We start from the raw sequence: 26,091 nt of genomic DNA, 5'->3' as shown, positions 1-26,091 counted from the left end.
ATGGACGCTCTGGCTGTGGAATATACTCATCCACCGATGCCATCAGCGCCAAAATGGCTTCTTCGCCAATCTTCGGGTCACGGCCTTCAACCGCTGCCAAAGCCGAACCCTTGGTGATGGGGATATCATCGCCAGGGAATTGGTAGCTGGACAGAAGCTCACGCACTTCCATTTCCACCAGTTCCAGCAATTCTTCGTCGTCCACCTGGTCGACCTTGTTCATGAACACAACCAGCGCTGGCACGCCAACCTGACGGGCCAACAAAATGTGCTCACGGGTCTGAGGCATCGGGCCATCGGCCGCCGACACCACCAAGATCGCGCCGTCCATCTGTGCTGCACCCGTGATCATGTTCTTCACATAGTCGGCGTGGCCTGGGCAATCCACGTGCGCATAGTGACGGTTTGCCGTCTCATATTCCACGTGGGCGGTATTGATCGTAATACCGCGCGCCTTTTCTTCGGGAGCCGCGTCAATGTCCGCATAGCTCATCGCCTTGGCCGTTCCAGCCTTCGCCAAGGTCATCGTAATCGCCGCCGTCAACGTCGTCTTGCCATGGTCCACGTGACCAATCGTGCCAATGTTGCAATGCGGCTTCGTCCGTTCAAACTTTTCCTTTGCCATGGTCGTGCTCTTCGCCTCAACTGGTGCAGCCCCGAATGGTGGCTGCTCTATTCAAAAAACTGGAGCGGGTAGACGGGATCGAACCGACATCCTCAGCTTGGAAGGCTGCTGCACTACCATTGTGCTATACCCGCGACCGATTTCCCGAACCGACGAGCCCCAGGCTGGCTACATACGAATTGGACTGCGAATGTCACTGGTGGTGAGGATAGGATTCGAACCTATGTACTCTCTCGAGGGCAGATTTACAGTCTGCTGCCATTAACCACTCGGCCACCTCACCACATGACACCCGAACCAACCGATGACAGCACAAACCGCAACGGCGCTTCAGGAGTTCCAAATCCGCCTGCCCTGCACAAAGCCCAATCGCCCTCTGCACGCCAAGCCGCCTTGGAAGCGCCGCGTTATAGCGTTGACCGCTTCAAACGCAATGGCGATTGGCTGTGATCGCGCACATCAGAAACACATCGTGATATGTTTGTCCGCTTTTGGGCGGCCAAGCCTGCGATCTATCACTGTGATTTCGGCCCCGTCGCGACCCTCACCGCATGAGAAAGCCGCGATTGTGATTCGACATTACAGAAATTAACGCACCTCAAAATCGCCAGAGCCGAGTTTGGAAACCCGCGGACTGCCTTCAAGCTTGGCCACTGTGACATTGCCTGAGCCGATAATATTGACTTGCGGGTTGATCACGGTGCCATCGTGGCGAATATCGCCGGAACCTGCGATATTGGCCGACAAAGGCGATCGGCCGGCCTTGATCCACGCATTGCCCGATCCGGCCAGATTGATCTCCAGCGCTTTTTGAGCCTGGGCCAACTCCACATCGCCTGAGCCTGCCAGATTGATCTCGACATCCCCACCCACGGCACCAATTTTGGCATTGCCCGAGCCTGCAAGATCAAGCTCGACATTGCCACGCACCGGTCCGGTCTGATTGTCGCCAGACCCGGCCACACGCGCCGATAGTTTCCCGCCGATGCTGCCGACCTTGAAATCACCGGCTCCGGTAAGGGCCAGTTCCAGATCCCGCGACACATTACCCAGGCTGAAATCACCACAGCCAATCATGGTGATGGTTGCCCCAGCCACGTCACCGGCTTGGCCGCTGACCAGCGACTTCTTGATCCGCAGCCCCATCGAGCTCGGCCCCGTCACAATGATGCGCGGCAGATCTGCCGGTCCATAGCGGACGCCATCCAGTTTAATCTCTTCCACCCGGCGACCATTGCGGGTGTAATTGCTGCAATTGGTGCGCATGCCGTCGGTCACAGGACCCTTAACCCGGAGCGTGATGCCATCGCGTTCGGTCGTGGCCGATAATTTGGCCCCGGGGATAACTTGAACATTAAAGGCCGCGCCCGGCGAGGTACGGATTTCGACCTGACCAACAACGCCATCAAGTTCAAGAAGGCGCGCGTTGCCATTGTTTTGCGCCGCCTCACCTTGCGCCGCCACACTCTGGTCCGAGAGGCCAAAGGCCAAAACCAATGCGCTTGCCCCGGCCAAAGCCAAAAGCATTTTCGGGGTATGTTTCAAAATCATAGTCATAATGCCACTCCCGCAGCCTGAAAGACGAATTTATGCAGCCTTCATAGGCGACATGGGAGCCGATTTCCCGTTAAAACACTGTCATGACCAAGAATTCACGTTTCCGTCCCAAGGAGCAAGGTCGCGACCGACCAAGCAGCGGCCCCAAGCATGCCCAGCCTTGGAAAGCCAAGGGCCCGCGTCCGGGTCGTGACGAGCGGCCCAGCGATGGCACGACGTGGATTTATGGTGTCCATGCCGTGCTGGCCGCACTTGGCAATCCCAAGCGGAAAGTGCTGGAAGTGCGCGCAACCCGCAACATGCTGGAAAGCCATGGCGAGGCCGCGATTGATCCAGCCAAAGTGACCTTAACCGATGGCGAGTCGCTCAGCGCCTTGTTGCCGCCAGGTGCCGTCCATCAAGGGATTGCCGCCCGCGTGCAGCCGCTGGAGGGGGTGCGCCTTGATCAAGCCCTGCCAGAAGCAGACGGTATTGCACTGATCCTCGATCAGGTCACCGACCCGCAGAATATCGGGGCAATCTTTCGCTCTGCCGCCGCCTTTGGTGCACGTGCCATCATTCAGCAAGATCGAAAGGCCCCGCCAATCACCGGCTCGCTGGCCAAAGCCGCTGTGGGCGGGATTGAAGTGGTGCCGGATGTGCGCGTGGTCAATATTGCCCAGACCATCGCTGAGCTCTCCCAAGATGGCTGGACCACCATCGGCCTATCCGGTGATGCTGAACATGACCTGCATGAGGTGCTGGATGGCTCACCCGTTGTCCTGGTGATGGGGGCCGAGGGCAAAGGCCTGCGCCAGCTGGTGGGCACACGTTGCGACCGGTTGGCCCGCATCCCAATTCATCCGCACATGGAAAGCCTCAATGTCTCAGCCGCCACAGCCATTGCCCTCTATGCGGCTCATATGGCCCAGCTTTCCCGATCCAATGCCGTAAAGACACCGACGCCATGACTGTGCCAACCTTGCTGCAAGAGGGTTTTGCCCTCTTAGAAATCCTCGCCATTGATGTGGCGCTGTCAGGGGATAATGCGATTGCGGTTGGTCTTGCCGCGGCGGGTTTGCCGGTTGAGCAACGCCGGAAGGTGATTTTCTGGGGTTTGGCTGGGGCGGTGGTGCTGCGCGTGGTGTTCGCCTTGGTGGCGACCCAATTGCTGATGGTCACCGGGCTGAAATTGTTGGGCGGATTGCTTTTGGTCTGGGTTGGCTGGAAGTTGCTGACCGAATTGCGCGAACAAGATGCCGCCGATGTGGACCATGACGGCACGCCCGATCAACCCATGGCCCATCCCAAGACGATGACCAGTGCCATCATCACGGTGATGATTGCCAATCTCTCGATGTCGCTGGACAATGTCCTGGCTGTGGCCGGGGCCGCGCAGGGCCATATGGTGGTGTTGGCGTTGGGGCTGTTGTGTGCGGTTGGCTTTATGGCGTTTGCGGCAGATCTGATTGCCAATCTTTTGCAGAAATATCGCTGGATCGGCTATTTGGGGGTCGCTGTTATCTATTTTGTTGCCGCCACCATGGTGTGGGACGGGGGCAAGCAGGTGTGGGAATTCCTGGTCGCCCGGACGGGCTAGGCAGCGCCTGACAAAGCTTTTGCGACCGCCTCAATGTCGCGGTCACTGGTCTGCCAACAGGTGACAAAGCGATGGGTGTCAGCACCCAATGTTGGCCAAGGGTAAAAGCCAATTCCCGCCTCTGTCAGCGCATGCGCCTGACCGGCGCGCAAATGCACAAAGACTTCATTGCCCATCGCCGGAGCCGCGAGCGGACACTGGGCTTGAGCAAAGCTGTGTGCCAGACGCTGGGCCATCTGATTGGCATGGCCGGCCAATTCCAGCCACAAGCCCTTTTCCAGCATGGCAATGGCTTGGGCCGACAAGAAGCGGTGCTTAGAGAAGAGTTGACCTGCCCTTTTGCGCAAATAGGCCGCCGCTTGGGTCCGGGCGGGTCCGAACAGCAGCATGATCTCTAACGCCATCGCGCCAGTCTTGGTCAATCCAAAGCTCAACGCATCGACCCCTGCCCGCCAGGACAGCTCAGCCGGGCTTGCCCCTGTCGCCACAACCGCATTGGCAAAGCGCGCGCCATCAACATGCAAGCGCCATCCAAGACGTCGACAGGTCTCGCCCACATCGGCCATGTGAGCCGCCCCATAGGCTTGCCCGGCCTCGGTCAGATTGGTGAGGCTGACCACGCGGGGCTGTAGACCATGGACAAAATCCGGGCTGTGGCGGGCGGCTGCGGCTTCGAGGTCCTGCGGGCTAACCAGAAGAGCCTGTGTGGGCAAGCCGATATGGCGCGCCCCACCGGTGAAGAATTCCGGACCATTGCCCTCATCTTCGAGCACATGGGCATGGGGATGGCTTAAAACCGCTGCCCAACTGGGGCACAAGGCCGAGAGCGCCAGCCCGTTGGCAGCCCCACCCGTGGCGACAAAATAGGCATCAAAGTCGCGGGTCTCAAACGTGTCAGCCAGCAAGTCATGAGCGCGTTGCGTCCATGGATCATCGCCATAGCTGCCGCAGCGGCCGTGATTGGCCTCTGCCATGGCAGCCAGCACCTTGGGGTGGGCCCCCGCCTGATTATCCGAACCGAACATCAGCGCGCCTAGCCCACATCTGCCGAGGGACGTGCCTTCACCTGATCGCGCCACCGGGCAATATTGGGGTGGCTCTCCCACGGCTTGAACTTAACCAGACGCGCAAACTCCAGCGCGCAAAACGCGGTAATGTCCGCAATGGTAAAGCGATTGCCTGCAACATAGTCGCGCCCAGCCAAATCTTCGTCAAGCCAGACCATGGCGGCTTTGGCCTTCTGCGATGATGCCTCAGCAAAGTCAGCAATCTGGGGCTTTTCCAGCACGCCCAGCCCCGGATGGCCATGGCGCACCCAATTGGCCAGCGGCAAGAGCACGCCCCATTCCACCCGACGGTCGAACATTTCAATAAAGGCACGTTCTTCAGGGGTTTGCCCCATCAGATTAGGCTCAGGATGCATATGTTCGAGATAAGAGCAGATCGCCCGGCTCTCAGTCAGAAAGCGGCCATCATCGAGTTCCAACACCGGGACCAGACCAAGCGGGTTGCGCCCCAAATGATCGGGAATTTTGGTCTGGGTGGCCAGATCAAGCTCTACCCGCTCAATCTGATCCAACAGGCCTTTTTCGGCGAGGAACATGTGAACGCGACGCGGATTAGGCGCGAGCTTGGCGGTATAGAGTTTCATGTCAGACCTGAGTGATCCTGTTGCGGTCAGTGAACAAACACGCCCATCGGCAGGGCCGCAACAATCGTGGCCGACAGGCAGGTGGCCAGAAAGCCCGGGATGAGGGACTTCCACGCCAGCTTGAGGATTTCATTGCGCCGCTCGGGCATTAATACGGTCATGCCCCCGGTCATGATGCCAATTGACCCCACATTGGCAAAGCCACACAAAGCATAGGTCATGATCATGCGTGACCGCTCGCTCAAGGCCTCAACTGGAAGATTGCCCAGTTCGATGAAGGCGACAAATTCGGTCAAAAACAGCTTGGAGCCGAACAAGCCACCGGCCTTCTGCATCTCATCTGCCGGGATGCCAATGATCCATGCCAAGGGTGAAAAGATGAAGCCGAAAATGCGTTGCAGGGTCAGTGCGCTTCCACCAGGCTCGCCAAACACCGTCAACAGGCCATTGGCGATCCAGACGAAAGACACAAAGACCAATAGGAACGCCCCGACATTGACCACCACCATCATGCCGTCCTGCACGCCACGCGTAATGGCATCCATGGTCGATTCATATTTAAGCGCGGAGGAATAATCCATGCCCTCGCTATACTGGCCTTCCTGCTCGGGGATCATGATGCGCGCCAGTAAAATACCCGCCGGAGCGGTAATGATCGAGGCAACCAGCACATGGCCGGCGGCATTGGGCAAGGTTGGTGACAATATCGCCGCATAAGCCACCATGGTTGAGCCTGCGACCGTGGCCAGCCCCACCACCATCATCATGAAAAGCTCTGACCGGGAGAGCTTGTCGAGATAGCCCTTAATCACGATCGGGCTTTCAACCATGCCCATGAAGATATTGGCTGCGGTAGCTAGCGCCGAAGCCCCACCCAGACCCATGGACTTTTCAAACAAATAGCCAAAGCCGCGCGTGATCCATTGCAGGACTTTCCAATGCCACAACACAGCCGACAGCGCTGAAATCACCAGAATGAGCGGTAGGACCTGAAATGCGAATACGAACGGCGGTGGCGCACCGGGTCTGGCCAACATATAGGGCGGATCGCCGCCACCAAGATAGCCGAACACGAATTTGGTGCCTTCAACCGTGGCGGCATTCAATCCGTCAACGGCTGAGTTAATGCCGTTGAGCACACTTTGCGAAGCCGGTACCGCAAATAGAAGAATGAGCAAAAAGGCCTGAACCGCCATGGCACCGAGCGCCAGCCGCCACGGAAACACTTTTCGGTTCTCGCTCATGACCCAGCACAGGCCGATTATCATGATGGCCCCGAGGATTGCGCGTCCGTTGTCCCAACCCCATTCCATGCTCAGCACCTTCTTTCGCTGCCCACGCCCATAACCTGCTTAAGCCCCTCTGCGGCTTTGGGAAAGTGGCAAGGACACTGTCGGGGCTGTGATTTGTCTCACGGGCATTTTCAGGCCATAACAACCGAAAATCTCCCCATATTAGGCCCAAGACCGCTGGTGAAATCTCCCCTGTCTCATCCACATGCCGACGCTATAAGCCGGTCACAGGCAGTGACCCGGCATCGACAGGCCGTGCAGGGCAACCAAAACATCCATCCCGATAACAGACCGTCCATCGTGATGATTGATCTGGTCATCGCCATTTACATCCTGCTGTGCTTTGGATCGACGGTGGCCTTTGTCATGAAGGTTCAGCAATTGCAGGAAGCCCCGAGCTGGTCCTTGCTGATTTATGCACCCACGATGGTGATGACGGTTGTCGCCTTTGCCTATCGGCCCTTGCAGAGCTTGCGAACCGCCCTGATTGGCGGGCCGATGTTGGTGTTCGTGCTGGTGACTTTACTGAGCTTCACCTGGTCAAACCAGCCAGCTTTGACCCTAAGACAGGGGCTGTTGATGTGCATGACCTATGGTGCGGCGTGCATGTTGAGCCAATATTTGACTTGGGTCCGCTTAACCCGGATTTTGGCCTTTGTCTTTTGCCTGCAAGCGGGGATATCCGCCGCATTGGCAATTTTAACCCCGCAATGGGGTGTGATGACGACCATCTATCCTGGAGCATGGTCGGGCATCTGGAGCTTTAAGCAAACCCTTGGCGTTGCCATGGCTGTGGCCGCTGGCGGGGTGACGGGCTATTTCCTGATGCAGCCCAAATCTGCCAGATGGACCCTGCCCGGCCTCCTCATCATATGTGTGTGTGTGATCAAAAGCGAGGCAACGACTGCTATTCTGGTCAGCGTGGTGGCCGTGGGCATGCCGGTGGCGATTTGGCTGGCGCAACGCCATCCCAGCGCAGCCATCTTATCGACATGGGCAATTGTGAGCGGGCTTGCGCTCTTGTTTCTCATCATCACCATCTTGTCGCCCTTGGTGTTCCAAATGCTGGGCAAAGCCCCGACACTGACCGGGCGAACCGACATTTGGCAGGCTCTGGCAGAGCCAATCGCAGCCAGACCTTGGCTTGGTTGGGGTTATCAAGCGTTTTGGACCGATCAAACCCTCACCAGTCCGGTGGGCCGCATTGAAAGTCAGTTGGACGGCTTTCGCCCTCCTGATGCCCATTCCACGCCGATGGATGTTCGTTTGCAACTCGGTCTGGTCGGCCTGACATTGATTGGCATCACCTTTGTGCGCACCTGGATCCTCATGCTCCGTCAAGCTGGGAAAGTGCCAGCCATGGCCCCCATGATCGGCATTTTCACCGCAATTACCGCCATGTGTTTCACCGAATCCATTGGCCTTTATCCGATGGATGGCATGACGTTGATCGTGCAAGTGGTCATTGTCAAAACCGCGCTGTCAGCTTGGGAGCCAAAGCCCCCGAACAAGCTGGTGGCTAAGCCGTACAACCCTGACACGCAGACGCACATGGGAATTGGGTCGTAAAGAACGGCGACATGGATGTTCAGACGTGCCTGAGAACGCACGACCAGTAGCCACTCTGTAGATTGGCTGCTTAAACCTATCAAATGATTGATATCGAACCTCCCGTCCGCCGCATGGGTGGAGCATGCTCACACCCAGCGGGGCCAGGAATGGCGCGAGCGACGGGGCTCGAACCCGCGACCCCCGGCGTGACAGGCCGGTACTCTAACCGACTGAGCTACGCCCGCGCTGTTTCCCTGCGTTGATGCTGTGACGCATCAGCGAGGCGGGCGTGATAGCCCCCTGCCCGCGACGGGTCAAGCGCCCCTGTGCAACTTCTCTGCAGGAAGTTCGCCACCCGATGCAGCAGCGTCCAGATTCTGCTGAGGCTTATGCGTCTGCTCAAAGCCGACATGATACAAACCCTGTTGCCGAAATAACCAGAGAAGCCACCACAACTCTCCTAACCGCGCGTCATCCGAGCCGGAGCACAGCGTGGCCTTTTGGGCTTTTCGCGTCACAAGGTCCCGGATCGGCTACGCCGTCCGGGATGACAGCCGTGATTGGGTTTTTCTTTTTCACCTAGAACCGCTTTGGTGAAACCTGTGTTTCACCAAAACGGCTTAGCGAGTTTGAGCGCGACATCTGGGTCGTCAAGTGTCGGTTTTCTTCGAAAACCGATCGCATCGCGACGCAGCAAAGCTGCGCACTTGACCACCCAGATGTCGCAGAAACAATTGAAAGTGCGGTTTGGTGACCAGAGTGGGCACCAAAGCGCTTCCAGACAAAATACCTATTCCAAACGACGTCATCCCCGCCGGAGCGATAGCGCAGAGCGGGGACCCCCTCGCGCACGTGCGCCGCAAGGTCCCGGATCGGCTGCGCCGTCCGGGATGACACCCACTTATAAATGCAACCAACTCTAAACGATGTCATCCCCGCCGGAGCGATAGCGGAGAGCGGGGACCTGCTTACGCTTTTGCGGCACAAGATCCCGGATCGGCTTCGCCGTCCGGGATGACACCGCTATGTATAATTTAACTTTTTTAACAATGTCATCCCCGCCGAAGCGAAGCGGAGAGCGGGGACCGCCATGCGCAGGTACGGCATGAGGTCCCGGATCGGCTATCGCCGTCCGGGATGACAGCGTGGTGAGTGTGGGGGGCATCCCAATCTATCCCACAGCACAGCTTCCCCAGCCATGATAGTGTCATGGCCTTCTCGCTTGCCCCCTTTGCCTTTGTGCTGTCCTTGGCCTTGCAGCTGCATAGCCATGTCTTGGCAAAGGATAATTTGTGGGAACGGCCACACTTTGTGCGCAAGGCGGTGGCCGCACGCTTGCGGGCGGGGGTGCGCGCGTTGGAGGCCTTCTTGCGCCGGATATTGATCCTGATGGCGCTTGATCTGGAGCATGAATTGATCGCCAAGCCGCAGGTTGAAAACCTGCGCCGCAAGAAGGCGCGCAAACCTTCTGTTCGCACGCCAGGTTTTCGGGTGTTTCCGGCCCCGTTTCAGCCCCATCCTGACACGCTCTCCCAGCGGTTTGAGGCGCTATCTACCGCTGTCACAGGCCAAGTGCGGCCCTTTTACTTTGCCCCCGCCCCTGTATCCATCGGCCACTGGTTGCGGCGCTTGGACCTGCTGCAGGCCATCGCAGCCGACCCCCAAGCCAAGGCCAAACGCTTGGCCTACTCCCTCGCGCGCCGCCGTCCCGGCCCCATGCTTGCCCCTGAAGAGCGCCCCCGCATCATGGCCCGACGCGGCCATGAAATCAGCGCAACCTTCGATGCCATGGGCTTTCAAATCACCCAGAAAAGCCGAAGTCGTCCCCCGCCCTTACCCCCGCCCCGCCGCTGGCCAGTACCGATGATCACCTTATTGTAGCTGTGACCCCGCTTTGATGTGCAAGCGGGGGTGGGGGTGTTGGCCGCTTTTGGCGGGTCTGGATAGGGCCTTTGCCGGCGGCGACCGGCGCGTAAGCCTTAGTGGATTCCGCCAGAGCCTTGCGCAGGTCTGGCCTTGGCCAAGAGCGGAATGACCAAAATGGACAAGGCTAAAAACCCAGCAATCAGCACAAAGAGATTGTTGAACGTCATGACAGCGGCTTCTCGATTGAGAATCTGGATTTGTTGTGCAAGAGCCGCCGTATCGGGATTGGCCACACCGCGGGCTGCCAGATTGGCGGCCGAGGCCGCCAAGCGATCAGCCAACATCGGATCGCCCATATTCATCGCCGAGCCCAATTGGGTGCGATGAAAGACGGTGTAATAATCATTCATGGTCGACAGCACTGCCAGACCAATTGCGCCGCCCAGATTGCGCGTCAGATTGAACAGACCCGAGGCACTTTGGATTTTGTGCGGCGGCATGGTGCCAAGCGCGATGGTCGACAGAGTCGCAAAACACAGGATCAGCCCGCTGCCGCGCATGGCTTGCGGCCAGAAAAAGTCCCAGAAACTCGATTGGGCGGTCAAATGCGCCTGCAAGAGACACGAGCCCCCGACAAGGCTTGCCCCGCAGAAAATCGCGACACGCGGATCAATGCGCATGATCAATTGGCGCGCAAAGGGTGCGCTGAGCAGCATGAACACGCCGGTGACAAACATCACCTGCCCGATCTGCAACGAATTATAACCCCGCACCTGGCCCAGAAACAAAGGCTGCAAATAGACCGAACCATAAAGCCCAATCCCCACAGTGAAGGCGAGCAAGGCACAGACGGCAAAATTGCGATCGGTAAAGGCATCAAGCTTGACGATGGGCTCCTCCAAGGTGAAGGCACGCCAGAAAAACACGCCGCCACCGACCGCCATCGTGGTGGCAAACAACACAATCTCACCCGACCCAAGCCAACCCTGTCGCGGCCCCTCCTCCAGAACGATCTCGAGCGACCCCAAGAAAACGGCCAGAGCCAACAAACCAATCAGATCGATCCGGCGCAACAAGGGCCAATCGGGTGTCTTAAGCGGGATCAGGAAGAAACAGCCGGCCGCGCAGACAAGACCCGGCACGAGATTGACGAGGAAGAGCCAATGCCACCCAAGAGCGCTGGTGATGAAGCCGCCCAAAGCAGGTCCCATCGCCGGGGCCGATGTCATGATCATGCCCATCATCACATTGACGGTTGCGCGATCTTTCTCGGCAAACAACAAAAAGCCCGCAGCAAATGTGGTGGGCATCATGAAGCCGCCCATGAATCCTTGGATGATGCGGAAGAACACCAGCGTGCCAATATTCTGCGCAAACGCGCAACCAAACGAGGCCAAGGTAAAGCCCAAAGCGGCCGCGCTGAAGAGATTGCGGATCGACAAGGCCCGGCCCATGAAGCCCGACAAGGGAATGGCGATGACTTCGGCAACCAGATAGGAGGTCTGGATCCAGACCAATTCGTCGGCACTGGCCGAAACTCCGGCTTGGATCTCGCGCAAAGAACTCGCGACGATCTGAATGTCGAGAATGGCCATGAAATTGCCCAGCGCCATACAGGCAAAGCCAAGCCACAGGGCCGCAGTCGGCTTAGGATAAATAATCCCGCCGGGACCGGTGAGAGGGGGGTCAGCTGGGGCCGAGGTCTGGCTCACCGCTGGGCGACCTTGGCAGGGGCAGTGGTTGGCTTGCTGGACGTGTCGACATCAATCGTGGCCGACAAGCCCGGCCGCAGGATCGCCTTGGCCCGCCATTGGGGATCAATGGCGATGCGAACGGGTACGCGCTGGACAATTTTGGTAAAGTTTCCGGTCGCCGTGTCGGTGGGCAAGAGCGAAAACTGCGACCCCGAAGCCGGTGCCAGGCTTTCAATCGTGCCGGTCACTTTCTGGTCGGGGAACGCATCAATGCGGAGGGCGACTTTTTGACCCGGTGCCAGTTTGCCAATCTGGGTCTCTTTGAAATTGGCTACCACATAGACCTGGTCGAGTGGGACGAGCGCCATCAGCACTGTGCCTGGGCGCACCAATTGGCCGATTTGGACGGTGCGATTGGCCACAATGCCCGAGATGGGGGCGGTGACCTCACTATAGGCCTGCCCCAATTTGGCTGCATCCAAGCGCGCTTGTGCTGCCAGCACGGCGGCATCAGCCGCAGCAATGGCCGCCTCTGCCGAACCAATGGCCGTACGCCCGGAAACCGCGCCAGCGGCGGCGGCACGTGCACGGGCTGCTGCACTTTCCGCAGCCGATTGCGCACCCTGTGCGCCGGCACCGGCCGAGCCTGCGTCACTGGTGGATTTGGCACGCGATGCGGAGACCACCGCAACTTGCTGTCGCGCCACGGTGACTGCGGCCCGGGCTTCAGCCAATCGTGCTGCTGCAGCTGTGGCTTGAGCCTCAACCTGATCCATGCGCGCCTGAGAGACATAGCCTTGGCGGGCGAGTGCGGCAAAGCGACCGCGATCGGCTTGGGCGACTTGATGGGCTGCTTCTGCGGCCTGCAGCGAGGCTTGGGCTTGCAAAACCAGATCAGACTGGGCAGCGACTTGCTCGGTCGCCACCGTCACACCCAGAGTGCGGCTGGTGGCATCAGCACGGGCCTGATTGGCGAGAGCAACGGCTTGTCGGGCACCCGCTGCGGAGGCAGCGGCTTCTGCAGCCATGCGGTTGGCTTCAGAACCAATGCGACGGGCTTCGGCCCGGGCACGGGCGGCTTCGGCCTGAGCGCGCGCCAGATCGGCTTCTGCCGCCATGACGCTGGCGCGCGTATCGCGCGGATCGAGTGTGACCAATATGCTGCCTGTGGTGACCTGCGCATTATCATGGACGCTAATCTTGCGGACATAGCCCTCTGTCTTGGCTGCCACCATGGTGATGTCAGCCCGCACATAGGCATTGTCGGTCGTGACATGGTGGCGGCCGATCAAGAACCAATGGCCGAGCGCCAGGGTCACCCCTCCTCCCACCACGGCACCGATGGTGGTCAAGACGTTTTTGCGGTTCATGGGGCAACTCCAGAATGATTTTCGACTTCAGGCATGGCCAGACCCTTCAGAAACAGATCGAAAATCGAATCAACCAACTCATCCATGGACAAGGGCGGGATGTGGGCCGGAAAGGCTTGGCGGCGCAGGATCTCAAACATGAGGGGGGACATCAAAGCGCGCGCCGCCACAAGTGGCTCAACAGGGCGGAACAGCCCCTTATCAATGCCGGCTTGAAACAGTTCAATCAGGGATGCCTGAGTCCGTTCAATCACCGTGCGATGATAGAAATCCGCCAGTTCAGGGAAGCGGAGCGCTTCAGCTAAGATGATGCGGGGTAAAGCGGCTAGACGCAGATCATGGAAGGAATTGGCCCATAAGCGGATCGCCCGTTGCAGCCCGGCTAATGGATCGTGCTTCTGGTCTTTGGCGGCGGCATCAAAATGGCTTTGTACCACCCCGATCCGCTGCTCCACCAAAGCCTTAAACACATCGTCCTTGGAGGGAAAGTAGAGATAGATCGCGGCCTTGGATAAGCCAGCTGCCTTGGCGATATCATCCATACGTGTGGCAGCAAAGCCGTTGGCAGCAAACACATCAAGCGCAGCTTCCAGCACTTCATCAGGGCGTGCTTGGGGTTTACGGGTCCATTTGGGACCGGGCACCAGAGGGGCGTTCACATTCATGTGAAGTATATAACTGACCGGACAGTTAGTTGTCGAGCCTAAATCGTAAGATCGCCCTGCAGCAGCTTGTCGCAGCCGCGCATCGCGCAGTTATGCACGGGTCGTCTCGGATGGGGTATTTTAGTCGAGGAGTGCCAAAGTGCGATACGCAGTCCGCAACAAGCAGGACATCTGCTCGCCATAGAAGTAATTCAATTCGGACTGGGCTTTGGCTGTTAGAGTGAGATGATCATCATCGACCCAAGCGATCAGCCCAGCCTCCACGGCAGCACTGAGAATGCGTCGGATGTGAACTGCGGAAACGTGGAACCGCTCTGACAGAATGACCGGATTGACCGGCACAGGTTTGGGAGAAGGGAACACCCTGTCGCGATGATAGCTCAACAAATACCACAGGACTTGAGAGCCTGCTGCCCGATTGACGAAGATTTGCGTGATTTCGGGAAAGCGGTTCAGCGCATCGACATCCAAAGCCAATTCATCAATCTGGAACTCACAGATCGCGTCAAAAATCCGGTCGTCATCGAGGTGCTCCAGCACCCGTCCAGCACGCGGATCAATCACTTCAAGGGCTGTGTAGATGGCCTCCAATTGCAAGCGCCAAGCAGCGACAAAAGTCGGGTTGACCCGGTAATAAGTGGTGCCATTGGCACTCTTTTGTCCCCAAACATCCACATAACCCAGATAACGGAGGAATAAGAGAACAGCGCGCGCGCGCCCGGCACTCAACAGCCCAAATCGGGCGCACAAGGCCTTCAACTTGGCCAAGGTCACGCCGTCGGCACGCATCGATACGGCGCACATGGCGGCAACAAACCGCCCAGCATCTTTGAAAATGCCATCGACCGCCCGATCCTGATCACTCAGCATCAGCATATTGGCGGCCCAGCGTCGGGCGGCTTCGACAAAATGGGGTTGCAGATCAACCTCGCGGTTCCAGTCCGCGGCTTTCAACGTGGTCCGGATTGACGCAGGCACATGCTCAAGCGTCGCACCGATTTGCAAATCGACGCCCTCACTCATCCCCTGACCCTAAGCCCTATTATGTTGTTCTACAACTCATTACCGTTCAGAAACAGCTAAGTCAAAAATGTTCCTTGCGCAACAAGCCACGCACCTTTTTGCTGTGGCTAGATCAGCTTAATTGAATAAAGAGAGATAGTTGAGATGCGCTTGCCTCATTTTGCGCCACGGCTACTTGCCGCGCTTCTCCCGGTCTTCTGGGGCTTAGCTGCATGCAAAAACGCCAATGAACCTGACCGCGCCCACACACTGCAAATCGGCAATTTTGCAGAACCAGGCTCGCTTGATCACAGTAAGCTCGATGGTTCATGGGAAGGGCGGATCGCAGATGGCCTCTTCATGGGCCTCACCACCAATCTGGCAAATGGCGATGTCGCGCCGGGCATGGCAACATCATGGCAAACGAGCCCCGATGGATTGACTTGGACCTTCGCGCTTCGCGATGCACAATGGTCTGACGGCAAAGAGGTCACCGCGCAGGATTTTGTCTTCGCATTTCAACGCTTGATGAGCCTTGCCCAAGCCTCCACAGCTCGTAGCAATTATTTCATCATCGAGAATGCTGAAGCAATCAGCAGCCGCGGGCTTCCTGTTGAGAGCTTGGGCGTTCGCGCGCTGACTGCCAAATCACTGCAGATCAAATTGACCCGTCCAGCGCCTTATTTGCCGCGGCTGTTGAGTTGGACGAATGCGGCCCCCCTTCCCCAGCACGTGGTCGAGAAATATGGAGAGGCCTGGAGTCGCCCGGAAAACATGGTGACAAATGGTCCTTACCTCTTGGCTCAATGGAAGGCGGGCGATTTTGTTCACCTGAGCAAAAATCCTAAGTTCTTTGGGGCTGCATCGGTCTGTTTGAACGATCTCTACTTTTACCCCACCCGGGATGTGATCGCTGCTGAGCGATCGGTTCGGTCAGGAAAGCTTGATCTCAGTGTTGATTTTTCAGGGTCGCGCTTAAAGGAGATCAACCAAAATCTGCCCGGCTATGCTCATGTTTCTATTGGGCAACGCATGTCATACATCTCTTTCAACATGCGTCTACCTGTCTTCCAGGACCTTCGGGTTCGACAAGCTTTATCAATGGCCATCGATCGGGACTTTGTGGCTCGGCAGGTTTTGGCTGATGGCTCACAACCCGCCTACTCCATCGTTCCACTCGGTATAGGCTCCTATCCGGGTGGAAGTGTCACTTTGGCGTCAAAGCCTCTCTCACAGGGCGAACGTGTGAAGCGCGCACGAGCTTTGCTTGAAGCGGCTGGATACGGACCGCAAAAGCCGCTGATCCTGACCTTCAGGCACCGAAACTCTGGCGACGTTCCCAAAACCGCCCCTGTCTTGCAAGCCAATTGGCAATCCATTGCCCCTTGGGTTCAAATCTCCTTGCAAGGCAATGATAATGCTGTCCACTATGCTGCACTTGATCAAGGCGACTATCAGTTTGCAGATGCCAGCTGGGGAACAGTAACCAGCGACGCGATTGAACATCTCGACATTTTGCGCGGCGGAAGTGCCAATAATGTCGGTGCCTTCAAGGACCCTGACTATGATCGCTTGCTAGCAAAGGCCGATCTCATTGTTGATAAAAATCAACGCACCAAGGCGCTACTGGCGGCGGAAAGCCGCGCCTTGGATCAATTAGGGATCACGCCGGTCATCTTTGATTCGGTGCGAAACCTCGTCAATCCGCGGGTGACAGGCTATCAAATCAATTCCACCGGTGACATGCCATTCCGCCTCATGTGCACCAAAGAGGCTGAGGCGGCCCGCTAGGCGCATCACGATGCAAAGGTCTGGGTGGATGGTGGGCGGTGAGGGGCTCGAACCCCCGACCCTCTCGGTGTAAACGAGATGCTCTTCCAGCTGAGCTAACCGCCCGATATGGCTTCCATAGGGGCAGGAGCGGGTCTGTGGCAAGACCCGGTGGCAGCCATCACCTGTTCTTGTCTCAGTTCGCGCCCGGACCTGTGTAGCGCATGGCGAGGCCGCTGACATTTTGGGTCAAGCGTAGGGAAACCCGCGCAGTCTCCTTCTTTGAGGTATTTTCAAACTGCGCCATCTGTCCCTTTTGAAACTGTGTATCAACCGACTGGCCCGGTGCAATCGTGGCCACGAAACTAATCGCGCCGTTCAACTCAGAACGAATGGTAACCGGGACAGTCCCAATGTTGCGGCCTTGCACGCGAAAAGCACCCGGTTGGCCGCCACCTAAAAGGAAAGTTTGGCCAGGTGGGATGAATGTCTGACTGTTAAAGGCAGCCCAAGCAGGGCCGACCGCAGCCGCACTGGCTGCCAAAAGAGCAATGTGAAAGGGATTGAGACGCATGCCGAGCAGCCTTTTGTGGCAGGTTATTTAAAGGTGGTCACTCACATGTTACGCCGCAACCGACGACCCAGATCAGTCAGCCCGCACACAAGCAAAGGCCCCAACCAATCGGTCAGGGCCTTCTGAGACATTCTGAAGCCTGGAAAGTTCAGTGAGCTGTGGCCCCTGCCCCCTCCTCCCCGTCGGCTGGACGTTTGGCCAAGGCTGCGGCAGCATCTTCAGCATTCCAGTCAATCGCCACGATCGGCCTGGTCAATGCATGCACAAGGACTTCATCGGCTGTTGTTACAGGAATAATGGTCAGCCCCTGTTTGACATTGTCAGGAATGTCTTCAAGGTCCTTCTCATTCTCTTTCGGGATCAGAACCGTCTTGATGCCGGCGCGCAAAGCTGCCAGCAGCTTTTCCTTAAGACCACCAATTGGCAGGACACGGCCGCGCAGGGTGATCTCGCCGGTCATCGCCACCGAACGTGAAACCGGATTGTTGGTCAACAGGCTGACGATCGCAGTCATCATCGCAATACCAGCCGATGGACCATCCTTCGGGGTTGCCCCTTCAGGTACATGGACGTGAATGTCGGTCTGATCGAATAAGGTCGGCTTGATCCCAAAATGGGGTGCCCGCGCCTTCACAAACGAGCTGGCTGCCTGAATCGATTCCTTCATGACATCGCGCAAATTGCCGGTAACAGTCATCCGCCCTTTACCGAACATCTGGACAGCTTCAATGGTCAAGGTGTCGCCGCCCACTTCGGTCCAAGCAAGGCCAGTCACGGCTCCGATCTGATCTTCGGTTTCAGCTTCCCCGTACCGAACTTTGCGAACACCCAGATAATCCTTGACGTTGTCTGCAGTAACGGTGACAGCCTCTTTTTTCTTTTGGCTGATTTCGCGCACGGCTTTGCGGGCCAGATTGGCGATTTCACGCTCAAGGCTGCGGACACCAGCTTCGCGGGTGTAGTAGCGGATCACTTCACGCAAGCCGTCATCGGTGAGCGTAAACTCGCCCGTGCGCAGGCCATTGGCTTCGACCTGTTTGGTCAGCAAATGACGCTTGGCAATCTCAACCTTCTCATCCTCGGTATAGCCGGGGATACGAATGATCTCCATGCGATCCAACAAGGGTTGAGGCATATTGAGCGAATTGGCGGTAGTAACGAACATCACATCCGACAAATCATAATCGACTTCCAGATAATGGTCGTTGAAGGTGCTGTTTTGCTCTGGGTCCAAGACCTCCAGCAACGCCGCTGCTGGATCGCCGCGATAATCAGCCCCCATCTTGTCAATCTCGTCCAACAGGAACAGTGGATTGGCGCTTTTGGCCTTTTTCATCGATTGGATGATCCGGCCAGGCATGGAGCCGATATAGGTGCGCCGGTGGCCGCGGATCTCAGATTCATCGCGTACCCCACCCAGTGAGACACGCACAAAGTCCCGGCCTGTAGCTTTGGCGATGGACTTGCCCAGCGAGGTTTTACCAACACCGGGAGGTCCAACCAGACACAGGATCGGCCCACGCAGCTTGTTGGTGCGCGCACCCACTGCGAGATATTCCAGGATGCGTTCTTTGACCTTTTCCAAGCCGTAATGATCGCCGTCGAGGACCTGCTCGGCGGCATCAATATCTTTTTTGGTCTTTTTCTGCTTGCCCCAAGGCAAAGCCAAGAGCCAATCGAGATAATTGCGAACCACGGTTGATTCAGCCGACATCGGGCTCATTTGCTTGAGCTTTTTCAGTTCAGCCTCGGCCTTGGCACGCGCTTCTTTCGAGAATTTGGTCTTGCGGATCTGCTCTTCGAGTTCTTGAAGTTCGTCGCGGCCTTCATCCTGCTCGCCCAACTCGCGCTGGATCGCCTTCATTTGCTCATTGAGATAATAATCACGCTGGCTCTTTTCCATCTGCCGCTTGACGCGGTTGCGGATACGCCGTTCGACCTGCAGGACACCCATTTCGCCTTCCATCAAAGCGAAAATGCGCTCCAGACGCTTTGATGCGCTCACAATCTCCAGCAATTCTTGCTTTTGCTCGAGCTTGACGGCCAGATTATCGGCAATGACATCGGCAATCTGACCGGCACTGGTCAGCTGTGACAGGCCAGAGACGATTTCAGGCGGAATCTTGCGATTGAGCTTTACATAATTTTCAAATTGCTCAATCGCGGTGCGCGATAGGGCCTTGGCTTCGGGCGTATCCGAATCCTGATCTTCAATCTCTCGAACCGCAACAGTGAACATAGGCTCAACGGCGTCAAACGCCTCAATTGTCACCCGCGTTTTGCCCTCAACCAGCACTTTGACGGTGCCGTCGGGCAGTTTCAGCAATTGCAAGACCGAGGCGATCACCCCGGTCTGATAGACGTCCGCCGGGCCGGGATTATCCGCACCAGCGTCCTTTTGGGTCGCCAGCACGATTTCCTTGTCCGACCGCATCGCTTCTTCCAGCGCCCGCACCGACTTTTCCCGCCCAACAAAAAGCGGCGAAACACGATGTGGGAACACGACGATGTCGCGCAAGGGCAGAAGCGGCAGGATGCGAGTTTGGGTCATTCAGTTTCCTTAGACTTGGGTCTTGGCATCGGTGGGCCTTGGCCTGGGACGGGACACCCTGTGGGGAGATAGGGCCCCGTGTTGGGTCCATTTGCAAGACCGATCACCTGTTGATCCACACATGGCGACACCTTGGCCTGCGTTCAAGGGTGGGCCTGCAAGCGTGAAGACATGCCGTGCCCGTTGGAAAGGGCTTTGTCTTGTCACCCCGGTCAGGCATGGTTACGACTGTTGCAAAAGAAAATGGTCTGCTCTGGAGGACATATGCGCATTGGCACACGCGGCCTGATGGCCACGCTCATCACATTGGCAAGCCCATTGACCCCCCTTATGGCAAGTCAAGCCCAAGCCAAGCCCCGGCCTTTAGAGGCTGAGATTACGCGCACCACCTATGGCATCCCCCACATTACGGCACGAAATTGGAAAGGCATTGGCTATGGCGTTGGCTATGCCTATGCGCAGGACAATTTGTGCATGTTGGCTGAAGACTTCATCACCATGGCAGGCCAGCGCGCGCTGCATTTTGGCACCAAAGAGAAAACCAGTTTCGGCTTTGATCCGGTCGATAATCTTGCCTCAGACGTCTTTTTCAAAAGCCAGTTCGACATTGAGGCTTTGCGCAAGGCCCACCAGCAAACCAGCGCAACCACCCGCGATTTAGTGCGCGGTTATGTTGCTGGATATAATCGGCTGCTGCGCGATTTGGGCCCACAAGGCGTACCTGCTTCTTGCCGGGGCAAGGCCTGGGTCAAGCCGATCAGCGAAGACGACATGCTGCGCCTGATGGAGAAAAATGCACTGCGGGCCGGGGCGCTGGTTTTGGCCCAAGGCATTGCCTATGCCGCCCCACCCGCTGTGGCCAAGCCTGAAAAGGTTGCGGACCTTTCCATGCCAGATATGGCTGAGGCAGGCCTTGGCAGCAATGGATGGGCATTTGGGGCGGAAACCACAGCCAATGGCAAAGGCTTGATTGTTGGCAACCCACACTTTCCCTGGGCAGGGACGTCGCGCTTTTACCAGCTCCATATCACCATTCCCGGTGTGGTGGATGTGATGGGGGCGACTTTAGCTGGCTCTCCCATTCCCACCATCGGCTTTAACAAGGATATTGCCTGGAGCCATACCGTCAGTGCGGCCAAACATGCCACCGTATTTGAACTTACCCTCGATCCAACCGACCCCACCCGCTATATGGTCGATGGCAAAAGCGAAGCGATGCAGACACGCACTGTGTCGATCGAAACCGCCGACGGCACGCTGACCCGTACCGTCTATGTCAGCCGCTTTGGCCCGCTCCTCATCATACCAAATGCTGGCCTCAATTGGACGAATGAGCGCGCCTTTGCCGTGCGCGATGCCAATGCTGGCAATAATCGGCTGATTGATGCGTGGCTTCAGATCAATCAAGCCCGGTCGGTAGAGGACATCCGAAACGCCGTCACCAGCACATTGGGGATCCCCTGGGTCAACACAATTGCCACAGACCGGCAGGGTCATGCGCTGTTGGCGGATGTCACCGTGGTTCCCAATGTGAGTGGAGACAAGATCCGGGCCTGTGCCACGGCGCGCTCAGCGCCGCTGGCCCAACGCCTCATCGTGCTGGACGGCAGCAAATCTGCGTGTGATTGGGACAAAGTGGCCGGCACGCCTGCCCCCGGCTTGATGCCCGCGCAAGATCAAGCCGTCATCATCCGGCGCGATTATGTCGCCAATAGCAATGACAGCTATTGGCTGACCAATCCCAAGGCCCCTTACCGCGTGCTTTCGCCGATCTTGGGCAGCGCCGAGACGGCGCGTAGCCTGCGCACCCGCTCTGGCCTGATTGAGATTGATCGGCGCCTGAGCGGGACTGACGGGCTTGCAGGTCAGAAAGTGGATCAGGACACTGCCAAAGCCATGGCCTTTGCCAACAAGACCTTGGCCGGCGAACTCACCCTCGACTCCCTCATCAGCTTGTGTGTCGATCAGGCCGATTTGGCCGATGCTTGCGCGGTTTTGAAGGCGTGGGATCGCCGCTATGACAATGACAGCAAAGGGGCCTATCTGTTCCATGCTTTCTGGGAGCAGGCAGAGCGCATCCAAGGCAAATGGGCCAAGCCTTTTGATCTCAACGATCCTGTTCATACCCCGGCCGATTTGATCACAACCGGCCCGGTTGCCGATCAGCTGCGCGCGGCTCTGAAAGCGGCTACAGAACGATTGAAGAGCGAGAATATTGCCCTCGATGCCCCGTGGGGGCAGGTGCAATTTGTCACCCGTGGCCAGGAAAACATCCCCATCCATGGGGCGCATGGCAATCTGGGGGTCTTGAATGTGCAGGTATCCGACAAAGGCCCCCGCGGTCTCGTACCACGCTCAGGCACCAGTTATATTCAGGTGGTGAGCTTTACCGATCAAGGCCCGGTGGCCGATGCGATCCTCAGTTATTCCCAATCAACAGACCCGGACTCTCCCCATTATGCCGACCAGACTTTGGCCTATGCCGCCAAGCGCTGGAACCGCCTGCCCTTCACCCCCGCGGAGATCAATGCCGCCCGCATTGGCCCAACCTTAAAGCTGAGGGAATAGGTGAAATTGGCCATCAACAATCAACCAGCAAGGCAATGGGGGCCAAGGTCTGACAGGCGTTTGACCCCCATCAACGTCATATTGGTGGCCATTTCCCTCCCCATCAAGTCCAGTAAGTGGGCAACACCGGCCCGCCCGCCAGTTGCCAAAGCATAGGCATAGGCCCGCCCCAACATGACCCCATCAGCCCCTAAGGCCAGAAAGCGCAGCACATCGACGCCGGTGCGAATGCCTGAATCGACCAGAACTGGAATGGTTTTCGCCACGGCGTCCACTACCGCAGGCAAAGCTTTTGCGGTGGACAGCGTCCGGTCAAGCTGGCGACCGCCATGATTGGACACAACCAAGCCATTGGCACCAAATTTTAGCGCGTCGCGGGCATCCTCCCGATCCAATATGCCTTTGATGATCAGGTCACCGGTCCAAGTCTGCCGGATCCAGTCGAGGTCGGCCCAGCCGATGCCCGGATCGAAACTGGCCCCAAGCCAGCCGATATAGTCAGACAGACCAGTGGCTTGGCCGCGATAGGTCGAAATATTGCCCAGATCATGCGGGCGGCCCCGCACACCCACATCCCAAGCCCAGCTTGGGTGGGAAAGGGCTTGCACCATTCGCCTCGAAGCCGCCCAAGGGCCAGACATGCCAGAATGGGGGTCACGGTAGCGCGAGCCCGGCGTTGGCATATCAACGGTGAAAACCAAGGTGGTGACGCCGTGAGCTTTGGCCCGCTCCAGCACATCGGCCATGAATCCGCGATCTTTGAGAACATAGAGCTGAAACCAGATCGGGCGCTGACTGGCGGCCGCCACCTCAGCGAGCGGACAAACACTGACCGTCGAGAGTGTATAGGCAATGCCAGCCTCCTCCGCCGCTCTGGCAGCTTGGACTTCCCCGCGCCGCGCCAACATGCCAGACAGCCCAACCGGGCCCAGAACAATCGGCAGCGCCATCTTTTGACCAAAGAGATGGGTCGTTAAATCCACCTGATCAACGGCCTGCAAGATGCGCTGGCGCAAGACCAGGCTTGAGAGGTCAGCCTCATTGGCCTGTAATGTGGCCTCATCCAGCGCCCCGCCATCAACATAATCAAACAGGAAGCGGGGCAAACGCCGATAGGCTGCGCGACGGAAGTCTCTCGGACTGGCGATGATCATGTCACCGACCCCCGCGCCACAAGGTTCAAGCAAAGCCGCCGCTGGCATCCATTTGCTGGCAGCGCACCAAGCGGCTGGTCAATACTGCTGCCTGACGATGCTTGACCGCCTCGCGATAGTCAGCGTCGGTTACCATCGCCAGAAAGGCGCTGGCGCTGGGATAATGGGCAATGAAAATCGTGTCCCAGTTTTCGGTTTCTGGCCCGGTTAGCATGAGTTGCATCTTGCCACGCCAGATGATTTTCCCGCCTAATCGCGAAAAGATCGGGTCGCTGGTACGACCATATTCCCGGTAAGCCTCTTCCCCCGTGCGGCCAAGACCAGCATCAGGATGCCCTTCAGGATAAAGTGCCAGCGGACGATAACGGACCTGATTCAACATCCAGATCGGTTCATCGCGCGGTAGGGCTTTGAACAGGTCAAATGCCGCGCGTGTTGGATCGACATAGGCTTCCTGCATAGCGCCCGCCCTTTCTGGTCCTGCCTGCCCTCACACGGTAAAGCCTAGCCGGCGGCTGCAGGGGCCGCTTGATCGCGCCGTTCGGCATAAATCAACAATGGCTTGGCCCGCCCCTCAATCACCTCGCCATTGACCACGACTTCTTCCACACCCTCATAAGAGGGCAAGTCGAACATGGTTTCCAACAGCACACCTTCGAGGATGGAGCGCAGGCCACGGGCACCGGTCTTGCGGGCAATCGCCTTGGTGGCAACGCAACGCAAAGCTTCATCGGTGAAGGTCAGCTTGACATTTTCCATCTCAAACAAGCGCTGATATTGCTTGATCAGGGCGTTCTTCGGTTCTGTCAGGATCTGAATGAGCGCGGCCTCATCGAGGTCTTCCAACGTAGCAAACACCGGCATCCGGCCCACGAATTCAGGAATTAGGCCGAATTTCAACAGATCCTCAGGCTCGCACTCGCGCAGGATGTCGCCGGTCCGACGGTCATCTGGACTGCGTACATTGGCCCCAAAGCCGATGCCAGCCCCGGTACCCCGCCGCGAAATGATCGTATCCAGACCTGGGAAGGCCCCGCCTGCGATGAACAGGATATTGGTTGTGTCGACTTGCAGGAATTCCTGTTGCGGGTGCTTGCGGCCCCCTTGCGGCGGCACAGAAGCAACTGTGCCTTCCATCAGCTTCAACAGCGCCTGCTGCACACCTTCGCCTGACACGTCCCGGGTGATTGACGGATTGTCAGACTTACGGCTGATTTTGTCGATTTCATCGATATAGACGATGCCACGCTGGGCACGTTCGACATTATAGTCAGATGCCTGCAACAGCTTCAGAATGATGTTTTCGACGTCTTCGCCCACATAACCCGCCTCGGTCAGCGTGGTGGCATCGGCCATGGTGAAAGGAACATCGATGATGCGCGCCAAAGTCTGAGCCAGCAATGTTTTGCCGCAACCGGTTGGGCCGATCAGCAAAATATTGGACTTCGCCAGCTCGACATCGGAATTCTTCTGCGCATGTGCCAGACGTTTGTAGTGATTGTGTACCGCCACTGCCAGCACGCGCTTGGCATAGGCCTGGCCCACCGCATAATCATCAAGGACGTCTTTGATTTCTTGCGGCGTGGGTACACCATCCTTGGACTTGACCAGCTGGTTCTTGTTCTCTTCACGGATGATATCCATGCAAAGTTCGACGCATTCATCGCAGATGAAAACGGTCGGTCCGGCGATCAGTTTGCGGACTTCATGCTGGCTCTTGCCGCAGAAGCTGCAATAGAGCGTGTTTTTTGAATCACCGCTGGCTGCTTTGGTCATGTCTACTCCAGTCCGTCACGGTGCTGCTGAGAGCAGCGACTGACGGTCGCTTCAATGAGCTTTGTCCAGTCTTGCACGGAATCTGTCAACGATCCGTTGCAAATCCCGCCCAATAATGCACACCCTTTTGTGCCCAGCAAGAACAATGCCGGGGGTGATCAAGCAGGATCAACCGACTGTAGTCGGCTCTTCGCGCTTGACGAACACCTCGTCCACAATTCCGAAATCACGCGCTTCTTCAGCCGTCATGAAATGATCGCGATCCAGCGTTTTCTCAATCACATCATAGGGTTGACCCGTGTGCTTGACGTAAATCTCGTTGAGACGACGCTTGGTTGCAACAATATCTTCAGCATGGCGGGCTATGTCAGTCGCCTGCCCACGGAAGCCACCAGACGGCTGGTGCACCATAACCCGTGCATTTGGCAGAGCCACGCGGCTGCCTTTTTGACCAGCTGCGAGCAAGAGCGAGCCCATCGAAGCTGCTTGGCCCATCACCACAGTAGATACCGGGGAGCGGATATATTGCATCGTGTCATAAATGGACAGCCCAGAGGTGACCACACCGCCTGGGCTGTTGATATACATGGCAATTTCCTTCTTGGGATTTTCAGATTCCAAGAACAAAAGTTGGGCACAGATCAGTGCGGCCATGCCATCTTCCACCGGACCGGATACAAAGATGATGCGTTCACGCAACAGACGGGAGAAGATATCGAAGGCCCGCTCGCCACGCGAACTTTGCTCGACAACCATGGGAACCAAGCCCAGTGCGCGCGTAAGATGATCGGTCATAAAAGCCTCTTTCAGAACACGCCAGATGCGTTCTGGATTTCTAGATATTGG

Annotated in this window: 22 protein-coding genes and 4 tRNA genes; 7 read left to right on the top strand and 19 right to left on the bottom strand. The window is 57.4% G+C overall.

Going from position 1 to position 26,091, the window contains the following annotated elements:
* The 3 genes from PbB2_RS15470 to PbB2_RS15460 form a co-directional block, all read right to left on the bottom strand.
* Positions 1-625 (bottom strand): GTP-binding protein (locus PbB2_RS15470; RefSeq protein ID WP_133245806.1); only part of this gene is annotated, 625 nt, incomplete at its 3' end.
* A 60-nt stretch (positions 626-685) separates the two neighbouring features.
* A tRNA-Gly gene (locus tag PbB2_RS15465) sits at positions 686-759 on the bottom strand.
* A gap of 63 nt (positions 760-822) precedes the next feature.
* Positions 823-908 (bottom strand) — tRNA-Tyr (locus tag PbB2_RS15460).
* 2 nt (positions 909-910) lie between these two features.
* Here PbB2_RS15460 and PbB2_RS16185 point away from each other — a divergent pair.
* A complete protein-coding gene (locus PbB2_RS16185; RefSeq protein WP_192576391.1) occupies positions 911-1,075 on the top strand; it encodes a hypothetical protein in 165 nt (54 codons plus the stop codon).
* Positions 1,076-1,213: 138 nt separating this feature from the next.
* Here the strand turns inward: PbB2_RS16185 and PbB2_RS15455 are convergent, their stop codons facing one another.
* On the bottom strand, positions 1,214-2,182 hold the full coding sequence (locus tag PbB2_RS15455) for a GIN domain-containing protein (protein WP_133245856.1): 969 nt from the start codon (positions 2,180-2,182) through the stop codon (positions 1,214-1,216).
* Between the two features lie 83 nt (positions 2,183-2,265).
* Here PbB2_RS15455 and rlmB point away from each other — a divergent pair, with 83 nt between their 5' ends.
* A complete protein-coding gene (rlmB, locus tag PbB2_RS15450; protein WP_108986281.1) occupies positions 2,266-3,132 on the top strand; it encodes a 23S rRNA (guanosine(2251)-2'-O)-methyltransferase RlmB in 867 nt (288 codons plus the stop codon).
* The gene (locus PbB2_RS15445) at positions 3,129-3,761 is read left to right on the top strand and encodes a YjbE family putative metal transport protein (RefSeq protein WP_108986280.1); all 633 of its coding nucleotides are present in this window, start codon (positions 3,129-3,131) and stop codon (positions 3,759-3,761) included. Before rlmB ends, PbB2_RS15445 begins: the two co-directional genes overlap by 4 nt.
* Here PbB2_RS15445 and PbB2_RS15440 read toward each other — a convergent pair.
* Genes PbB2_RS15440 through PbB2_RS15430 form a run of 3 tightly spaced genes read right to left on the bottom strand, consistent with a single transcriptional unit; the run spans position 3,758 to position 6,725 of the window.
* Entirely contained in the window at positions 3,758-4,786 is a 1,029-nt protein-coding gene (locus PbB2_RS15440) for a threonine aldolase family protein (protein ID WP_108986279.1), read from the bottom strand. The two genes, PbB2_RS15445 and PbB2_RS15440, sit on opposite strands and share 4 nt — an antisense overlap.
* 8 nt (positions 4,787-4,794) lie before the next feature.
* Entirely contained in the window at positions 4,795-5,412 is a 618-nt protein-coding gene (locus tag PbB2_RS15435; protein ID WP_108986278.1) for a glutathione S-transferase family protein, read from the bottom strand.
* Positions 5,413-5,438: 26 nt separating this feature from the next.
* Entirely contained in the window at positions 5,439-6,725 is a 1,287-nt protein-coding gene (locus PbB2_RS15430) for a NupC/NupG family nucleoside CNT transporter (protein WP_108986277.1), read from the bottom strand.
* A gap of 213 nt (positions 6,726-6,938) precedes the next feature.
* Between PbB2_RS15430 and PbB2_RS15425 the strand changes: the two genes are divergently transcribed.
* A complete protein-coding gene (locus PbB2_RS15425; RefSeq protein ID WP_108986276.1) occupies positions 6,939-8,273 on the top strand; it encodes an O-antigen ligase family protein in 1,335 nt (444 codons plus the stop codon).
* A 150-nt stretch (positions 8,274-8,423) separates the two neighbouring features.
* Here PbB2_RS15425 and PbB2_RS15420 read toward each other — a convergent pair.
* Positions 8,424-8,500, bottom strand: a tRNA-Asp gene (locus PbB2_RS15420).
* 964 nt (positions 8,501-9,464) lie between these two features.
* Between PbB2_RS15420 and PbB2_RS15415 the strand changes: the two genes are divergently transcribed.
* The gene (locus PbB2_RS15415) at positions 9,465-10,136 is read left to right on the top strand and encodes a hypothetical protein (RefSeq protein WP_108986275.1); all 672 of its coding nucleotides are present in this window, start codon (positions 9,465-9,467) and stop codon (positions 10,134-10,136) included.
* Positions 10,137-10,234: 98 nt separating this feature from the next.
* Here PbB2_RS15415 and PbB2_RS15410 read toward each other — a convergent pair whose 3' ends face one another.
* The 4 genes from PbB2_RS15410 to PbB2_RS15395 form a co-directional block, all read right to left on the bottom strand.
* Positions 10,235-11,833 carry a DHA2 family efflux MFS transporter permease subunit gene (locus PbB2_RS15410; protein WP_108986274.1) on the bottom strand — a complete coding sequence of 533 codons (1,599 nt, stop codon included), beginning with the start codon at positions 11,831-11,833 and terminating at the stop codon, positions 10,235-10,237.
* The gene (locus PbB2_RS15405) at positions 11,830-13,185 is read right to left on the bottom strand and encodes an HlyD family secretion protein (RefSeq protein ID WP_108986273.1); all 1,356 of its coding nucleotides are present in this window, start codon (positions 13,183-13,185) and stop codon (positions 11,830-11,832) included. Before PbB2_RS15405 ends, PbB2_RS15410 begins: the two co-directional genes overlap by 4 nt.
* On the bottom strand, positions 13,182-13,850 hold the full coding sequence (locus PbB2_RS15400; protein WP_108986272.1) for a TetR/AcrR family transcriptional regulator: 669 nt from the start codon (positions 13,848-13,850) through the stop codon (positions 13,182-13,184). Before PbB2_RS15400 ends, PbB2_RS15405 begins: the two co-directional genes overlap by 4 nt.
* 120 nt (positions 13,851-13,970) lie before the next feature.
* Positions 13,971-14,873, bottom strand: a complete 903-nt coding sequence (locus PbB2_RS15395; RefSeq protein WP_108986271.1) for a hypothetical protein — start codon at positions 14,871-14,873, stop codon at positions 13,971-13,973.
* A gap of 144 nt (positions 14,874-15,017) precedes the next feature.
* Here PbB2_RS15395 and PbB2_RS15390 point away from each other — a divergent pair, with 144 nt between their 5' ends.
* Complete coding sequence (locus PbB2_RS15390; RefSeq protein WP_108986270.1) at positions 15,018-16,643, top strand: peptide ABC transporter substrate-binding protein; 1,626 nt, start codon at positions 15,018-15,020, stop codon at positions 16,641-16,643.
* A gap of 29 nt (positions 16,644-16,672) precedes the next feature.
* On the opposite strand, the gene PbB2_RS15385 is transcribed toward PbB2_RS15390, so the two are convergent.
* From PbB2_RS15385 to lon, 3 genes are all read right to left on the bottom strand, one after another.
* A tRNA-Val gene (locus tag PbB2_RS15385) sits at positions 16,673-16,748 on the bottom strand.
* A 70-nt stretch (positions 16,749-16,818) separates the two neighbouring features.
* Positions 16,819-17,196, bottom strand: coding sequence for a hypothetical protein (locus PbB2_RS15380; protein ID WP_108986269.1), 378 nt, complete (start codon positions 17,194-17,196; stop codon positions 16,819-16,821).
* 148 nt (positions 17,197-17,344) lie between these two features.
* The gene (gene lon, locus PbB2_RS15375) at positions 17,345-19,747 is read right to left on the bottom strand and encodes an endopeptidase La (RefSeq protein WP_108986268.1); all 2,403 of its coding nucleotides are present in this window, start codon (positions 19,745-19,747) and stop codon (positions 17,345-17,347) included.
* A gap of 264 nt (positions 19,748-20,011) precedes the next feature.
* Between lon and PbB2_RS15370 the strand changes: the two genes are divergently transcribed.
* A complete protein-coding gene (locus PbB2_RS15370) occupies positions 20,012-22,315 on the top strand; it encodes a penicillin acylase family protein (protein ID WP_238165061.1) in 2,304 nt (767 codons plus the stop codon).
* Between the two features lie 20 nt (positions 22,316-22,335).
* Here the strand turns inward: PbB2_RS15370 and lldD are convergent, their stop codons facing one another.
* From lldD to PbB2_RS15350, 4 genes are all read right to left on the bottom strand, one after another.
* The gene (gene lldD / locus PbB2_RS15365) at positions 22,336-23,469 is read right to left on the bottom strand and encodes an FMN-dependent L-lactate dehydrogenase LldD (protein ID WP_108986288.1); all 1,134 of its coding nucleotides are present in this window, start codon (positions 23,467-23,469) and stop codon (positions 22,336-22,338) included.
* 25 nt (positions 23,470-23,494) lie between these two features.
* Complete coding sequence (locus PbB2_RS15360; RefSeq protein ID WP_108986267.1) at positions 23,495-23,929, bottom strand: DUF1330 domain-containing protein; 435 nt, start codon at positions 23,927-23,929, stop codon at positions 23,495-23,497.
* A 44-nt stretch (positions 23,930-23,973) separates the two neighbouring features.
* Positions 23,974-25,245 (bottom strand): ATP-dependent Clp protease ATP-binding subunit ClpX, encoded by a 1,272-nt coding sequence (gene clpX, locus PbB2_RS15355; protein WP_108986266.1) that lies wholly within the window; start codon positions 25,243-25,245, stop codon positions 23,974-23,976.
* A gap of 168 nt (positions 25,246-25,413) precedes the next feature.
* Entirely contained in the window at positions 25,414-26,040 is a 627-nt protein-coding gene (locus tag PbB2_RS15350) for an ATP-dependent Clp protease proteolytic subunit (protein WP_108986265.1), read from the bottom strand.
* Between the last annotated feature and the right edge of the window lie 51 nt (positions 26,041-26,091).

Origin of the sequence: Candidatus Phycosocius bacilliformis (genome assembly GCF_003112735.1) — a bacterium.
GTDB classification, from domain to species: domain Bacteria; phylum Pseudomonadota; class Alphaproteobacteria; order Caulobacterales; family Aquidulcibacteraceae; genus Aquidulcibacter; species Aquidulcibacter bacilliformis.
The sequence above is the reverse complement of the archived record's forward strand: the minus strand, read 5'-3'. Positions and strand labels throughout refer to the sequence as shown.